This is a genomic window from Psychrobacillus sp. FSL K6-2836 (assembly GCF_038003085.1).
Lineage (GTDB): Bacteria > Bacillota > Bacilli > Bacillales_A > Planococcaceae > Psychrobacillus.
Genome location: NZ_JBBOOM010000001.1, coordinates 3,266,517 through 3,283,212, shown reverse-complemented (window position 1 = coordinate 3,283,212; position 16,696 = coordinate 3,266,517). Strand labels below are relative to the sequence as shown.

The window sequence follows — 16,696 nt, the reverse complement described above, 5'->3', positions numbered from 1 at the left end:
TCCTGTAATAGGAAAAGTTCTTTACGTTTATTTCTTAGATGCCTTCATAAAGTTCTTGGACTGGCTTGATCAATACTCGGTTTACTTCTTCAATTAGTTGACTTAAAGCCATTTCTGCTTGAAGCATGTGGAATATTTTTTCGTTTCCTTGCGCTAGCTGAGCTGTTTTTTGAGCATACTCAATCTCTTCTCCAGAAATTTCTTCCCCATTCATTTGTTTCTCTTGTAAAGACAATTGAACCTTACGGAAACTTTGGAATAAAGCTAGAGCCTCTTCATCTGCTTTTACAGATTCTACTGCAGTCTGCACATTGGAGAATTCATCTGTTTGGCGTAGTGTTTTTTCTAGTTTGTTAATGTCATCATAAATGTTAATCATGTTAGTAGCCCCTTTAATTTAAGTAGTAAAGAATACGATTAGTCCTTGAATAATACCGATAAGTCCACCAAGAACACCACCTAAAATGGTAATCATTTTGAACTCTCTCTTCGAAATACCAAGAACAATCTCCTCTAAGCGAGATACTGGGAAAGTATCTACTTGCTCTTTTACCATATCTTCTAATTTCATTTTACGCAAGACTTCTTCTAGCTTTGTTTCTGCTTCCTGGAATGCAAATGTCGTCACTTTCGGAATAAGATATGACTCGGTCCATCCAGTTACTCCTGGGAAGTAATGGAGGAAACTATAATCTAATCTTTCTTCGATTGCCAACTGTTCTGTCAAATACACTTTAACATTTTTAACAATAGGCTCAAAGTCAAAACCTTCCATCATTTCATTGAGCGGGCGATCCTTTAACTTCTCCCATTCGCTTCGTACTATTTTTTCTAGCATATTTTTTGTCCCAGGTGCTCTTAGAAATTTTAATATTTCCGGCTGAACCTTCCCAGCAAGTGATGATGATTCCCCCATGAACATTTGTATCATATTGCCAAGCGTCCCTTTTGTAGAAAGGAAATCATCAATAAGATTTTTTACCGTCTGCTTACCTTCATCTGATTCGAAGAAATCTTCACCCTTAAGTAGAATGTACGAAACGATTTCTCCCACTTTAGTATCTGCTTTTTGCTGCCAATCAATTGGTGCAAGCTGACGTATTGTTTCTTTTTCAAATCTAGTTTTTAATTGACTAAATTGCACGTCCACCTGTTCTTCTATTTTTCCCTTTACAATAGTTGGCACGCTTTCTAGTCCAGCAAGTTTCAACCAATCATTTATCGTTTTGTCCGATTGGAAGATTTTATCGTTCAGTTGCTCCGTTAAGAAATGAGCCGCTTTATTTTTCATTTCTTCGTTAAAATATTTTTTCTTAAAAATATCAGGCGTCAACAAATGCTGGATAACAGTATTACCTAGTTGTTTCGCAAGCTCATCACGTCTTTTAGGGATCAGACCAGGTGTGAATGGGATGCGCCACGAGCCTATATATTTTGCCTCATGTGGTCTGAATAACATCTTAATAGCAAAGTGATTAGTTACTGATCCAATAGCTGCTCCGACTACTGCCATGAATGTGATTGTCCATATAAAATCCATCAATTTCACCTTTTTCCTCTAGCTTCTAGATTATTATAGCAGAGGATGGGCAAACACTAAAAGAATTTACAATAAATGAAGCATAGTTGTAAGACGGATTGCATGCTCGGTCTCATCATGCATTGCAACAAATAAGGGGGCGTAAGCTTGTTGAATTGGTATTTGTAATACCATTTCTTTATAAAGCTCCGCAGATTCTAGTTCATCTCTAATAGCATCTTTTAAGCATTCCTTCAAGTCTGTACATAAAATGGGTTCCGGAAAGCTTTGTACAAATGTACCAGTCAGCATATAATAGAGTTGTTGGAACATTTCGTAATGGCTTCTTTCATCCTCATATATATGTTCGATAAAACTTTGAAAATACGGATCATCCGTCAATTTATACATAGAACGATAAAAATGATAATCCTGAAATTCGTTAAGTATGGCTTGCCTTAACTGCTCATTAAACAATTCGATGCTCCTTCACTAATCATTTATACTAGTGTATGCGAGCAAATTCACTCACATGAAAGGTTGATATTCTTGCTTCAACATTTTAGCTTTAAACCACTCTTTGAAAACAAACAACTTCCAGGTTGGACTATCTCTTTCTTTTATAAACAACAGAGATACGCCGCTGAATATGAACCGGATGGAACTATTAAATGGCTTGGTGAAACACCTGTTGATGAAGAGACAGTGAAAAAAATGATACATGAACTAATGCTTTTTCATGTGTATGACTGAAGTATTAATATGAATACATCTGAGAATAAAAGATCTATTTTAATTGATAGTGATTCAATAACTATTTGGGATGCCATAACGGATCCGCTTATACTCTCTGAGTGGTATGTTCCAGGTTCACCTTGGGAAATTCCAAATTTGAGGAAAGGTGAAAAAGGAACCTTTACATTAATGCCTAGCCGACATAATAGTTTAACAACAAAGCTTTATATGCCCTTTACTATTCAAAGTATTCATCCATACAAAGAATTTGCTATCTATTTAGATGAACAACAAGTAATGATATCTTTTACGGTAGAAATCGAATCCAAAAGCACAAAAGTAACTATAAATTCAGCAGGATTCGATCAACCTTTAGAAAATCTCAAAGCTTTAATAGAAGGAAATGAAATTCCTCATTTTTAAATCGGTGATTGCTAATCGTTCGGAATAAAAATTGATTAAAACATATCTACGAATGTTTATCTAATAGAAAATTTTAGCCCCTATTTTGAACAAAGACTGATCAAAATGGGGCTATTTGTAATAAAGAATGATTATTTTGGAAAGTGAATATACAACTGATGTACCAGTTTAAGTGTCATTTTTCACAATGTCCCGTAGAAACGGTTCAGCTTTGTAAATGTTTTTTTATATTTCATTAAAAAAGGTTTTAGAACGGCCAATTCTAACAATCGATTAAAACAACCTATTTCATTCACGTGCGTTTCTTACAATGTGTTTTTTTGTAGAAGACTGGCTTTACTTCAGAAATTAAGATAGCCACCATAATTAATACAGCTCCCATAACCATACGATCTGTCAGTACTTCATGTAGAAATAAAACTGACAATATCATGCCAAAAATTGATTCTGTTGATAAAATAATGGCTGCCTTTGTAGCTGTTGTATATTGATGTGCCATATTTTGAAAAAGATAGGCAATCGTTGTTGAAAAGACTGCTAAGTACACAATCGAATACAAGGCTTCTTTTTCAATTTCTGTCGGTATATCCCCTTGAATGAACACCATGGTTACGCTAATCAAAGATGCTGTTATGAATTGTACTATCGTTAGTAAAATGGCATCTTCCTTTTGGACAAATACATTGGTATAAAAAATATCAAAAGCAAAGGCGACTGCACACGCAAGGGATAGTGCATCACCTATATTGATCATCATAGAACCTTGTAATGACAATAAGCCAATGCCTAAGATTGCGAGTATTGAGCCTATTATTTCATATCGGTCAATCCTACGTTTGTAAATTAGAAAAGCAATGATTGGCACAATCACAACATTAATTGCTGTTAAAAATGCATTTTTAGATGGTGTTGTATATTGTAAACCTACCGTTTGTAATGCAAAAGCAATATATAAAATAGTGCCTAATATAACTCCTTTCCACACGACAGATTTTGTCATTTTTTTGTATTTGTAACCAAACAATATTGTAAGTATAAGTGTAGCTAAAGCAAATCTTCCTGCCATCACTTGACTAGCAGTTAAATATTCTAATGCAATGTCGGTTACAACAAATCCACTGCCCCAAACAATCGCTGTAATGAGCAACATTCCATCGCCAATATATTGTTTCATCTCTTCTCCTCCTTGCTATCACAAGGAACAAGGATATCATGAGAAGAGGGAAAGTAATTTGATATTAATTCTAAAATTTCCAGCTTATTTTTGGACTTATTCCAAAGCAATTGTTATTTCTTTAATTGTTTGATGCAGTAAATACAATTTTACTGCTGTAGATAAATGCTCAAAAAAAATGAACTCGTTGCCAAAAGGTTCGATTAATTGACGTATTTTCGTCATACGATAACGAATCGTATTCGGATGACAATAATGTGTGACGGCTATTTCTTTCACATTGCCTTTTTTAAGTACAAATGTCACAGCTGTATCCAGTAAATCCTGTTCTTCTAAAAGCGGTCCTAAATACATTTCCACATAATGATTTGTAAACTGTAAATCTTTTCGATAAAGCTCAATCAGCAATCGTTCAGATGCAAGCTGTTTATAGTGACAAATAGGCATTAGTTCAATTTTAGCCATGACACAAGCATAATAAGCCTCTCTAACAGCTAGATGAAGTTCCGTCTTAGTCTGGTGAACTTGGCTAAAACCAATTGTTAATGCATCTGTTGGAATTGCATAAATCCTCATCCATTCCATAAGTATTTTTTCAAATTGTTTTTGAGATTTATCTGTATAAAGGATGAAGATGCTTTGATTATATGTACAAATTATGCCAGATTTCAAAAAGGAATCTAACTGGAAAAAGGAATTCATCCAATGGGAGCCTTTGGACTGTTTCATTTGAATATTCGCTACAAATACATATTTGTCAAACGGTTTATTCATTTGTATTAAGAAGGACTCTATTTGTTCCGCTGTAACCTCTTCTTCGATTAGACATCTCATCGTATTTTGCAAGAAGAGCGAATGGTTCCTTTTGTTTATATGATTCATCACTTTAAAAATGACATCTTCAAAAAATTCATCTCCCCCAAAACGTAAAATCGGGAAATCTTGCTCATTTGCGAAAATTAGGACCTCACTAGGTAAATCCTTAAAAATAACTGGCTTATAGGCTAAAGCACTTACCTTTAATTCAATAAGCTTTTTAATCGTGTCGATTAAACTTTTGGGCTTTTGGTTAGCAAATAATAAGCTGCTTAATACAATGCTATGAGAGCTGAAGGCAGTTTCTCTCACTTGATGAATACCTTCCGTAAATTCAAAATCTAAAATTTCAATACTTTGGATTGTTTTATTTAATCCATTGCCACCTGCTACAACCGAAAAATCTTTTGTAACTGGCAACTGCAATAATTCCTTTACAGTTATCATACCTATTATCCTTTCTAATAACATATAACATGATTATAAAGTATCGCAGTATGATTCATATACTGCCCCATGAACTAACCTGCCGCATTAACTTAAGTTTATTTTTTCAAAATTTTTAATGCATTTTTAACATAAGTATTCAATAGAAGTCACTTCTAACAAAAATTTGAGAAGTAATTTTTATCAAACTATAAACAATCTTTTTTTATAAACTACAACTTCCTACTAAAGTGTATGGAATTGATTTCTTCACTTCCATACACTTTTTTATTCCCACAAAAAAATGATAAATTGATGTTAAATCATATGGCAGGTAGCTCTTAGTTTCTTCAGGGACATAATTCTAATTGCTACTAGTCTTCTTACGTCCAAACAATAAATAAAAATAGGTAGATGCAATAATATATAGAATTCCGGTAATCGTAAATGTATATGCATATCCCCAGTAAAAGCCAAATGTCATGACAAGCCCCGTTGAAATAGCTCCAGTACTTGCCCATCCTACATTAAAAACCATTTGATTTACTGAGTTTGCAAGCCCCTTATATTTATCCTGCACTAGGTCCATTGCAATTGCACTTTGAATAGGATTCCCAGCATTCATCAAAGCCTGGCGCATTAAAAACGCTATAGAAGCGATGATTAAAGAATTGGTATAACCAGTGATAAATAGAAATGGTATTGAGAGCAGCTGAAAAATAACTAAAGCCTTTACTTTCCCGACCTTCTTCACAAGGGCAGGTCCTAGTAACATTGCCACTGCCGTCATCGCAGATCCGAGCGACAGGATGAGTCCAATATAAGTGTTCGATGCATCGAATCGGTTGGAAAAGTATAAGTTCAAGTAAGGAATTACAAGTCCTGAACCTGTTCCGATCAATAAGTTCGCAATTCCAAATAACACAATAACCTTCAGATTTTTTCGGAATCCACTTGGAGCACTTACTCCTGATTCTTCCGTTTGCTCCTCAGTATTCTCCTCTATTTTTATTGGCTTCAGCTGAAATAAAGGAACTATACCCAATGTAAAAATAATCGCTCCAATTATTAATACATACTTAATGGAATCTACTGTAGGAATATTTCCAATTACATGAAGGGCATCAGCTAACACCCCTCCCCCTAAACTTCCCACTACACTAGCAATGGTCATCAAGGAAAAGTGAATACTAAATAGGTGCATACGCTCACTAGAATCTGTATTTTCAGCTAAAAAAGGAACGCCGGATACCTGAACTAATGCCATAAATAATCCTGTAAAGAATGCAGCATAAATCAGTGATTGTTCGCCCGTTACTAAACTTCTGTAGAATAGAGTACTTGCAGCAACTACAGCACCTGCGATTATGATTCTTTTCCTACCTAACCGGTCACTTAAATAACCTGCCGGCACTAACATAAGGGCAGAAGCAAGAGATGTCATAGAAATAATCTTGCCATTAAGTGTTTCAGGGAAGCCAAGCTCTTTTATGTATAGGTTGTACATAACTGAAAATACACCCATTCCAATTTGAATGAGTATATTTGCAAGCATAAACATTTTCACATTCCTATTAAAGGATGACAACTTCTTTTTCCAATCAGCAATCCAAATATACATAGAGTACCTCTTCTTTTTTATTTCGATACTCTAAATATATGTTTTTCGAATTAAAATTTCAATATAAAATATTTTTATTACTCTGTTAATATCATGAAAATTTAGCTTTCCCGCTCTCTACTGTGTGGTTATTGTCCTACTGCAGGGGTTCCGTTAGTAAGATTTTCCTCAAATAGATCGATAATTTCTATAAAACGTTCTGCTTCTCTAAACGTGTGGTCTGCTAATAGGGGATGAATATTGCTCTTAATTCGACACGCCTCAATTAAGTCACGTGCCGTTTTCTTAAAGTCTCTTAATGAAACGACAGATACTCGATTTTGATCTAAAAACTGGTGAAGCAGTGGTGGAGTCTCTGATTGTGGTCTCATGCTTTCCAAGTCAAGTGCCTGATATAATAACTGATCAAAATCGTGGCTAAATTCTCTTGCCTGATCGACTAATTTTCGTTCACTTGGATCTAAAAGATGACCAATAAATTTAGCGTGGTCTGCCATAATTTTAAGGAAAAACACATTTTCTTTAATAATTGCTTCTGGCAAAGGCTGCAGTTTCCCTTCATTTAATTCTTTTAACCTTTTAGCAAAGTAAGCTGCTTCTCTACTTATATGATCAACTAATAGTGGATAATTGTTAGTTCTGATTTCGCAACGTAGTATTAGTCCTAATACTTTCCGTTTATACGCCCAAATCGATACGGCCGCTTGATACACATGTGAATTGAAAGCCTGTATTTGCCTTGGATCAGAATTCAACGAGTACCCCGCTAACTGCTCTTCGATTTTTTCGAAAATTGCAATGTACTGTTGCGCCTCTTCAATTAACTTTTGCTCATTAAAAGTAAATCCTAAGCTTAAAAATAATGCATGTTCCTTCATAATCCTTGACCAAAATCTAATTTCATCTAATGACCTTCCAACAAACTCATTTGCCAACCTTCCACCTCCAGGTTTTTCGTCCTAACATTGTATGATTCGTTTAGTAAAAAAATCTCCAAACTATGTGATCAGAATAACCGAGCAAAAAAACGGAACATTAAGACCTGTTTCTATAGATTACGAAGGGGTTTGAACAGACGTTTTGCTATATGATTAACGATAGACTTTTTAAGAGACTGATCGTGACTAACGTCACGACCAGCCTCTCTTTTCTTGGTATTCTTATGGCTTTTGTCTTTCTGTCACCCTTCTACCCCCCCTAAAAACAGGTTAAAGCGTTTTTGGATAACTAGAGAAACGATTTCTAAGCATACGATATGTTATATCTTATAGTTAGTTGAGTACTACATATTATGTTGATTGTATTGAAAGGTGGCGACTCCGGCGAGATCACGAAGGCGTTGCCACACGAGGTGGCGCTCTTAGCCTTTGTTCCTCCACCTGAAACGCAAATCAGTAGTAGTATTAATTCATTCTAAAAAGTATCTTGAACTCAGTGTTCACGAGACAATTTTATATACTTTCTTTCAAAAAAAAGGGAATATCCCCGCATGTGTTACACATGCTGAGATACCCCTGCTTGTAATTTATACATTTGTTCATAGCGACCTTGTAATAGTAGTAACTCATCATGAGATCCACTTTCGACAATTTCTCCACGGTCCAATACTAAGATGCGATCAGCATTCTTAATAGTAGAAAGTCGATGAGCAATGATAAAAGTAGTTCTTCCTTTTTTCAGTACATCCATTGCGTGTTGAATAATCTCTTCGGTTTCCGTATCAATATTAGATGTCGCTTCATCCAAAATTAATATAGCCGGGTCAAATGCAAGGGCTCTTGCGAAAGAAACGAGCTGTCTCTGACCGGACGAAAGTGTGCTCCCCTTTTCAATAACAGGTTCATCCAAACCTTTTTCTAGATTTTTCAACACTCGTTCTCCTCCCACAGCCTCTAAAGCTGCCTCTACCTTCTCTCGAGAGATACGAGGATCGTTTAAACTTACGTTTGACTCTATCGTTCCTGAAAACAAATAAGGATCCTGTAAAACAATACCCATATGATTACGAATCGTTTGTCTAGGTAATGTAGTTATGTCTGTTCCATCTATCAAAATTCTCCCTTTTGATGGATCATAAAAGCGGAACAACAAGTTCATAATAGAACTTTTACCAGAGCCTGTATGACCAACAAGCGCTACTGTTTCTCCTTTATTTGCTACAAAGTTTAAATTCTTCAAAACATATTCATCTGCTTTATATGCAAAGGATACATCTTGAAATTCAACATTTCCTTCATATCGTTCCATACGCTCATCATTTACTTCTTCGCCAGTTTCATCAAGTAATTGGAACACACGATTTCCAGCAACCAATGATCGTTCTAACTGCGAAAATTGGTTAACAATCCCTGTAATTGGATTAAATAATCGTGTTGTATAATCTACGAATGCATAGAGCATACCAGCTGAAATAATTGTATCTGGCTCCATGGATAAGCTTCCAAAATACCAGATGAACATGATAAACATAATCGTACGGAGCACACTTACTAGGTTAAATGCAGTTGCTGAATCTAAAGTTAGTAACTTTTTCTGATAGAGATAATGCTCTTCATTCATCTCCTCAAATTCACGTTCCATTTGCTTTTCGCGTTTAAATGCTTGAATAATGGACATTCCTTGGATGGATTCATTTAACATTGCATTTAAATCAGCAATTTTTGTACGAACTATATGATTATATTTAGATGCATATTTCCGATAAGCAATCATCCAAACATACACAATTGGAACAACAAATAGTGCCATTAAAGCCATTTGTACATTTAAGATGAACAATGCTACGTAAACCCCTGCAATAGAAATAATACTTGTTGCAAACTGAGATAATACTTGCACATATAAATTACGAATTGCTTCTGTATCGTTCGTAACACGTGCTACAACTTTTCCAGCAGGCAAGTTATCAAAATACTGTATTGGCAATGTTTGAATATGCCCGAAAACATCATTTCGGAGCTTTTGCACAACTCGGTTTGCGCCAATTTGCAAATAAATAAACATAAAGTATCTAAAAATCGCTGTTACAATTGCTAAACCAAAATATAGAGCCAATAGCATTAATATAGGCTGAAGATTAATAGCTCCATCTGTAATATGGTCATCGATAATTTTCTTAGCTATGAATGGACCTGTTAAATCAGCAAACACTGCAATAGTTAAAAAGATTAGACCAAGAATAATTGGTTTTTTATAAAATAACGCATAATGGTAGAGTCGTTTTCCAGTACTCATGACGACACCCCCTCAAGCTGTTGGCGATCATATTGCTCTTTGTACCAACCATTTTGTTCAAGAAGGTCTTCATGAGACCCTTCTTCCACAATAAGACCTTCATCTAAAACGATAATATGGTCAGCATGTTGTATACCCGACAATCGATGCGTCGTAATAATTGTTGTCTTCCCACTACGTTCATTTTGTATATTTTCGATAATCTTAGCTTCTGTCTTTGCATCTACAGCAGAAAGAGAATCATCTAACAGTAAAATTTCTGGATTTTTAATAAGTGCACGTGCAATCGATACACGCTGTTTTTGTCCACCTGATAATGAGACCCCTTTTTCCCCAACTAACGTTTCTAAGCCCATCGGTAAATTCATCAAATCCTGTTGAAAATGTGCTAATCGAATTGCTTCTTCTAATTCATCCTCCGTCGCATCTTCTTTACCAAAAAGAATATTTTGACGAATCGTTCTAGAAAACAATACATGGTCCTGTGGAACATATCCAATCCATTCTAGAACCTGATCTTTCGTTTGCGCTGAAATAGCAGTTTCTCCTATTGTAAGCTGACCAGCACCAATCGGATATTCCTTTAATAATTGCTTCATAAAGGTAGTTTTTCCGGAACCAGTTTTGCCAACAATCCCTAGTGTTTGACCTTTTTGGAGATTCACTCTAATATTTTGAAGATTTTTTACTTGGGACAATGGGTATTGGAATCCAACATCCTTAAATCCAATGGAATCCACACTATTTAACTGGACTGGTGATATAGGATCTTTTACATCCTGGTCGTAGTCTAGTGTTTCTTGCACACGATCCAACGAGGCATTTCCACGTTGCATTACATTGATCAGTTCTCCAATTGCAAACATCGGCCAAATTGCCATTCCTAAGTAAACGTTGAAGGTGATTAAATTACCAACTGTCATTTCACCTTTTGATACTAGATAAGCACCATAACCTAGGGCAACTACATAACTAATACCAGTTCCCACTTTAGTAATAGGGCCAAAAAGTGCATCAATTCGTTCTACAACCATATTTTTTTCGTAGACTTCTTCACTCATATCAGCAAAATTCTTTTCATCAGCTCGTTCTTGCACATAAGCGCGGATAACGCGAACCCCAGCAATTGACTCTAATACACGGTCATTTAAATCCCCAAATGCATCCTGTGCAACCATATACTTTTCGTGAATAATTTTCCCAAGATATTGCATGATAAATGCTAAAATAGGTATTGGTAAAATTGCAAAAATAGTAAGTTTCCATGAAATGATAAAGCCCATTGCAAGTATAAGTGCAGCCATATACATTGTTGAATCAATTAATGTCATGATTCCAAATCCTGCTGTAGTTGCTACAGCATTCAAATCATTTGTTGCACGGGCCATTAAATCACCCGTACGATTTTTCTCGTAAAATGTAGGTGTCATATTCAAAAATTTTAAGTTTAACTTTGATCGTAATATACGCTCGATCGTGATTGAACCACCAAATAATTGATATTGCCAAACAAAGTTAAGTCCATAACCTATAATAATTATTCCAACAAAATAGAGTACATATTGCATTAATGACTCTTTTGTCATTTCCCCCATAGTTATTGAATCGATTGCCTCACCAACTAACCACGGTGGTAAAACCTCAAATGCACTAGCAATTATTAACAAACTAACCGCTACTGTATAACGTTTCCAATGATCTTTAAAAAACCATTTCAATTTAAATAAAACAGAAAACATTGTATAACCCCTCTTTTCTTCTTTCTACACATTACTTATTAGCTATCCACCTTCAAGAGATTCCTTCAGTAAAATTTGTTTTGTCCGTTGAATATTCATATCCAACACTCCTTTTCATATTTTTCACCAAAAATTGGAAGTAAAAAGACATAAAAAAGCGCATTACCCATCTAGAGGTAATGCGCTTTAATAATAGACAAAATAATACGTAAAATGTCTGTTATTAAATCATTTCCGGTCTAATGGTAGGTATGAACAACTTATTAAGTCAACAACACTATCTTTTAAACGAATCATTTTGTCATACCTCCATTTCCATTTTTTTGTGTATATTAACAGTAGCATACCGAAATTTTAATTGTCAATACTTTTCGAATTTTTATAATGAATGGACTATTGCACCTAACACAACACTTATAAGTACTACTTTGTATGGTGCTAATTTATATACAACTAAAAGTGTAAAAGTTATTAATACAATCACAAAATCCATCGGACTATTCACAGCACTCGTGAATACTGGATCATAAAGTGCTGCAAGAAGAATTCCAACAACAGCTGCATTAACTCCCTTTAAAGCGGCTTGAATACCTTTTTTGGAACGAATAATAGACCAAAATGGCAATGTTCCAATGACCAATAAAAATGATGGTAAAAACATTGCAAAAACTGCTATCAATGCTCCACCAGTTCCAGCAGTTATTTGCCCTAAAAAACTAGCGATTGTGAATAACGGTCCAGGTACTGCCTGTGCTGCTCCGTACCCAGTAAGGAACATATCTGCTGATACATCTACTTCCCTTTGTAGCATTGGTAATACAACATGCCCACCACCAAACACAATCGATCCCACTCGATAATAAGTGTCAAAAATAGCATAATAGACAGATTGTACAAATGGCTTTAATAAAGGCAGTAAAGTAAGCAATATAAAAAACAATATCCAACTAATTATTCCAGTCTTTTTCCCAAAGCTGAGCTTCATCTCAGGAGCGGAATCAATTGAAGCATTTTTGAAATAGAAATAACCAAAAATACCCGCAATAAGAATAATTGCTATTTGTCCAACTGCAGTTGGAAAAAGTAACGTGAGTATTGCGCATCCTATTGCAATCGTAATTCTTATACGATCTGGAGCTAATGACTTTTGCATACCGATTAAGGCATGTGCAACAACTGCTACTGCCACTATTTTTAAGCCTTGGATCCACCCACTATCAAAAGAGCCTGAACTCGATATGAATGCAGCAAATAACATTAAAAGGATTACTGATGGCAGCGTAAAGCCTATCCATGAAATAATACCTCCTAATAATCCCCCTCTTAATAATCCAATAGAGATTCCTACTTGAGAGGAAGCTGGTCCAGGTAAAAACTGACATAACGCAACGATATCTGCATACAATTTGTCGTCTAACCATTTCCTTTTATCCACATACTCATCCCTGAAATATCCTATATGAGCAGCTGGTCCCCCAAATGATGTTAAACCAAGCTTAGTGGATGCTTTAAGTATTTCTATATATTTATTTTTCATTTGAACCTCCTCAATTATATTAATCTCTATTATCTAACATGTATGAGATGATATATATTAAGTTTTTGTAAATTTTGTTAACAGAATATCTCTATATAGAGTAGAAAGATTTGTAATTTCTTTTTTTATATTTTATTATTAAACGTATAAACTATTTTTTAGAAAACAGGAGGTGTACACTTTGTCTTACCCCTCATTTGGGTTAGGGACAAAGTAATTATTTGGACATAGCCATACGATTGACAGCGTTTGCTGTCTTAATCGCATTCACTGCATTTTTCGTTGCGAGTGAGTTTGCAATTGTAAAAGTAAGAACTACAAGAATTGATCAGCTTATTGCTGAAGGGAACACTAAGGCGATAAATGCCAAAAAAGTAGTTTCCAATCTGGATGAATATCTATCTGCCTGTCAGCTTGGAATCACCATAACAGCATTAGGGTTAGGGTGGCTTGGAGAACCGACAATTGAACGGATTCTACATCCGGCATTTAATTATTTTGAGCTCCCAGAGAGTGTTGCCTCTTTACTTTCATTTATTATTGCATTCTCTCTTGTAACGTATATTCATGTAGTTGTAGGAGAGTTAACACCAAAGACTTTTGCTATTCAAAGGTCTGAACAAATTACATTAGCAGTAGCAAAACCGCTTATCATTTTTGATAAACTTATGTATCCAGTTATTCACGGTATGAATGGTTCCGCACGTTTCCTAGCAACTAAAGTATTTGGTTTAGATGCTGTTTCAGAATCAGAGGTTGCTCATTCCGAAGAAGAGCTTCGTATGATACTTTCTGATAGCTTTAAAGGCGGAGAGATCAATCAAGCCGAATACAAATACGTAAATAAAATTTTCGAATTTGATGATCGTATTGCAAAAGAAATTATGGTTCCACGAACGGAAATAACTTCTATTGATAAAGATTTTACGTTAGATGAGGTATTTCAGCTAATCGGTGTAGAACAATATACAAGATATCCAATAACTGATGGGGACAAAGATCATATTATTGGACTTGTTAATATGAAAAATCTATTAACGGCATATATAAAAGATCCTACAAATGCAACAACACCCGTAAGCGATTATATGCAACCGATTATCCGAGTTATTGAGAATATGCCAATTGCTGATTTATTACTTAAAATACAACGTGAACGAATTCATATGGCAATCTTAATGGATGAATATGGTGGTACTTCAGGACTTGTGACTATAGAAGATATTATCGAGGAAATCGTTGGCGATATTCGTGATGAATTTGATACTGATGAACTTCCAGAAGTTCAAAAGTTAGAAGAAAATCATTATATTGTTGATGCCAAGATGTTAATCGAAAATGTTAATGACCTACTAGGTATAGATATCGATGAAGAGGATATAGATACTATAGGTGGTTGGTTCATGACTAAAAGCTACGAAACCGTAAAAGGTGAAAAAATTCAAGAACAGGGCTATGATTTCATGATTAAAGAGATCGATGGACATCATATTCAATACTTAGAGATTATTAAATCTGCTCCACCAGTTGAAGAGCTAGAGCCAATAATTGAACAATAAAATCATTATAGATTACAAAAACGACTCTCATTTGAGGGTCGTTTTCCTATGTCTATAATTGTTGAAATGAGGAAACATTGTGGAGCTATACACAAACTTACGTGAAGGGGAAAAAGGTGCCTGGATAAGTATTAGTATTTATCTACTGTTGAGTACACTTAAGCTAACCATTGGTATCATCGGATCTTCAGAGGCCTTAAAAGCAGATGGCCTAAATAATTTTACAGACATTATTGCCTCTGTCGCTATATTAATCGGACTGCGTATTTCTCAAAAACCACCCGATAGTCATCATCAATATGGACATTTACGTGCTGAAACTATTGCTTCGCTAGTAGCTGCGTTCATCATGGCTTTTATCGGAATCCAAGTACTTATTCAAGCAATTCAACATCTTGCTAACCCTACCCAGGAAACCCCTTCATTTTTGACTGCGATTGTTGGATTAGTTAGTGCCATTATTATGTACGTTGTCTATAGATATAATTTACAGCTAGGAACCCGTATAAACAGTGCTGCTTTAAAAGCTGCAGCCTATGACAATCGATCAGATGCATTAGTTAGTATCGGTGCAACTATTGGTATAGTCGGATCTATTTTAGGGTTTCCAATTTTAGATGGAATAACTGCCCTACTAGTCGGAGTAATCATTATCTATACGGCCTATACCATTTTTCATGATGCAGCCTACACATTATCTGATGGCTTCAATGTAGAGGAAGCCGAATCTTTGTCAACAATAGTAAGACTCGTCGAGGGTGTTGATAAACTAACGGATTTTAAAGCGAGAATGCATGGAAATTTGATGTTTGTCGATATTACTGTAACAGTAGATCCAAATTTAAATGTTGTGAATAGCCATCGTATTACGGAGGAAATAGAACAACGTATAATGAAGGTAAAGCCATTTTCCGTTATCCTAGTCCATATTGAACCAAATATGGACATACTGAATAATGAGTAAGTAGTTTTTGGATTATGCGTAAATACCAACAGGTTTTACGCAACTTTCTACTCTTTATGCGCAACATTTCCATGCGTTTACGCAATGATTTCTTTATACGCAACATTTTTCTGCTTACTCGCAACTTCCGAAGCCATTTGCGCAACTTTCTGCCCTGTAAGCGCAACTCCCAAGCGGTTTTACGCAACGTTTAATAGATTTCATCTTTTGTGCGAACAAGTTCTAGAAGAAATATGCCAGACTAACAAAAAAGCACGGGATCTCGCATGGCCATTGCGATTCTCCGTGCTTTTTATTGTCCACTTGGTTCTGTTAATCCGTGCTTTACCGCATAAAGAGCTGCTTGTGTACGGTCTTGAACATGTAGCTTGGCAAAGATATTGGAAATATGCGTTTTTACTGTTTTTTCAGTAACAAACAATGATGATGCTATTTCTCTATTACTTTTCCCTTTTGTTAATTCGGATAATACGTCCTGTTCCCTTGGAGTTAACGGATGTTCTTCATGTGGACTTAGTTCCACTGGCTCCCACTCTTTTTCTAACTGGGTTGTCGCCTCTGGATGTAATGTATTTTCACCTCGCATTAGCTTTCGAATTGCATCGGCAAGGTCATCTGGCTCTATATCTTTAAGTTGATACCCGGCTGCCCCAGCTTTTAAGGCAGGTATCACATGGTCTCTATCTGAAAAACTAGTGAGCATTAATATTTGGATTTCTGGATTTGTAGCCTTTATGCGCTTCGTTGCTTCTATGCCATCCATTACGGGCATGACCAAATCCATCAATATAACATCGGGCTTCAAATCTGCTGTTAGCTGCACAGCTTCTTTCCCATTTGTAGCCTCACCTACAATATCCATATCCTTTTGCGTTTTTAGAAAAAACATTAACCCTCTTCTTACTACATGATGATCGTCTGCAATTAGTACACGTATCATAATTACTCC

The 16,696-nt window shown here is 35.5% G+C and carries 15 protein-coding genes; 4 read left to right on the top strand and 11 right to left on the bottom strand.

Annotated features, from left to right (window positions below):
• Nucleotides 1-34 precede the first annotated feature (34 nt).
• From MKY37_RS15750 to MKY37_RS15740, 3 genes are all read right to left on the bottom strand, one after another.
• Complete coding sequence (locus tag MKY37_RS15750) at nt 35-379, bottom strand: YlbF family regulator (protein WP_090570206.1); 345 nt, start codon at nt 377-379, stop codon at nt 35-37.
• Between the two features lie 18 nt (nt 380-397).
• A complete protein-coding gene (locus MKY37_RS15745) occupies nt 398-1,543 on the bottom strand; it encodes a DUF445 domain-containing protein (RefSeq protein WP_445323069.1) in 1,146 nt (381 codons plus the stop codon).
• 63 nt (nt 1,544-1,606) lie between these two features.
• Nucleotides 1,607-1,996 (bottom strand): ferritin-like domain-containing protein, encoded by a 390-nt coding sequence (locus MKY37_RS15740; RefSeq protein WP_340778601.1) that lies wholly within the window; start codon nt 1,994-1,996, stop codon nt 1,607-1,609.
• A 72-nt stretch (nt 1,997-2,068) separates the two neighbouring features.
• Between MKY37_RS15740 and MKY37_RS15735 the strand changes: the two genes are divergently transcribed.
• Nucleotides 2,069-2,272: a YheE family protein gene (locus MKY37_RS15735; RefSeq protein WP_340778600.1), complete on the top strand. Its 204-nt coding sequence runs from the start codon at nt 2,069-2,071 to the stop codon at nt 2,270-2,272.
• A 9-nt stretch (nt 2,273-2,281) separates the two neighbouring features.
• Nucleotides 2,282-2,677 carry a hypothetical protein gene (locus MKY37_RS15730; RefSeq protein ID WP_340778599.1) on the top strand — a complete coding sequence of 132 codons (396 nt, stop codon included), beginning with the start codon at nt 2,282-2,284 and terminating at the stop codon, nt 2,675-2,677.
• A 292-nt stretch (nt 2,678-2,969) separates the two neighbouring features.
• Here the strand turns inward: MKY37_RS15730 and MKY37_RS15725 are convergent, their stop codons facing one another.
• From MKY37_RS15725 to chrA, 7 genes are all read right to left on the bottom strand, one after another.
• Nucleotides 2,970-3,851 (bottom strand): DMT family transporter, encoded by an 882-nt coding sequence (locus tag MKY37_RS15725; RefSeq protein WP_340778598.1) that lies wholly within the window; start codon nt 3,849-3,851, stop codon nt 2,970-2,972.
• 96 nt (nt 3,852-3,947) lie between these two features.
• Complete coding sequence (locus MKY37_RS15720; protein WP_340778597.1) at nt 3,948-5,114, bottom strand: PucR family transcriptional regulator; 1,167 nt, start codon at nt 5,112-5,114, stop codon at nt 3,948-3,950.
• 343 nt (nt 5,115-5,457) lie between these two features.
• Nucleotides 5,458-6,714 carry an MFS transporter gene (locus MKY37_RS15715; protein WP_340778595.1) on the bottom strand — a complete coding sequence of 419 codons (1,257 nt, stop codon included), beginning with the start codon at nt 6,712-6,714 and terminating at the stop codon, nt 5,458-5,460.
• A 128-nt stretch (nt 6,715-6,842) separates the two neighbouring features.
• The gene (locus MKY37_RS15710; protein ID WP_340778594.1) at nt 6,843-7,649 is read right to left on the bottom strand and encodes a DUF2935 domain-containing protein; all 807 of its coding nucleotides are present in this window, start codon (nt 7,647-7,649) and stop codon (nt 6,843-6,845) included.
• 559 nt (nt 7,650-8,208) lie between these two features.
• Entirely contained in the window at nt 8,209-9,948 is a 1,740-nt protein-coding gene (locus tag MKY37_RS15705; RefSeq protein ID WP_340778593.1) for an ABC transporter ATP-binding protein, read from the bottom strand.
• Nucleotides 9,945-11,687: an ABC transporter ATP-binding protein gene (locus tag MKY37_RS15700; RefSeq protein WP_340778592.1), complete on the bottom strand. Its 1,743-nt coding sequence runs from the start codon at nt 11,685-11,687 to the stop codon at nt 9,945-9,947. The genes MKY37_RS15705 and MKY37_RS15700 overlap by 4 nt, the downstream gene beginning before the upstream one ends.
• Nucleotides 11,688-12,066: 379 nt before the next feature.
• Nucleotides 12,067-13,224 (bottom strand): chromate efflux transporter, encoded by a 1,158-nt coding sequence (gene chrA / locus MKY37_RS15695; protein ID WP_340778591.1) that lies wholly within the window; start codon nt 13,222-13,224, stop codon nt 12,067-12,069.
• A gap of 221 nt (nt 13,225-13,445) precedes the next feature.
• Between chrA and MKY37_RS15690 the strand changes: the two genes are divergently transcribed.
• Together MKY37_RS15690 and MKY37_RS15685 are read left to right on the top strand one after the other, a co-directional pair.
• On the top strand, nt 13,446-14,783 hold the full coding sequence (locus MKY37_RS15690; RefSeq protein WP_340778590.1) for a hemolysin family protein: 1,338 nt from the start codon (nt 13,446-13,448) through the stop codon (nt 14,781-14,783).
• A 79-nt stretch (nt 14,784-14,862) separates the two neighbouring features.
• Complete coding sequence (locus MKY37_RS15685) at nt 14,863-15,747, top strand: cation diffusion facilitator family transporter (protein WP_340778589.1); 885 nt, start codon at nt 14,863-14,865, stop codon at nt 15,745-15,747.
• 292 nt (nt 15,748-16,039) lie between these two features.
• Here MKY37_RS15685 and MKY37_RS15680 read toward each other — a convergent pair whose 3' ends face one another.
• Nucleotides 16,040-16,687, bottom strand: a complete 648-nt coding sequence (locus MKY37_RS15680) for a response regulator transcription factor (protein ID WP_340778588.1) — start codon at nt 16,685-16,687, stop codon at nt 16,040-16,042.
• Nucleotides 16,688-16,696: the final 9 nt, after the last annotated feature.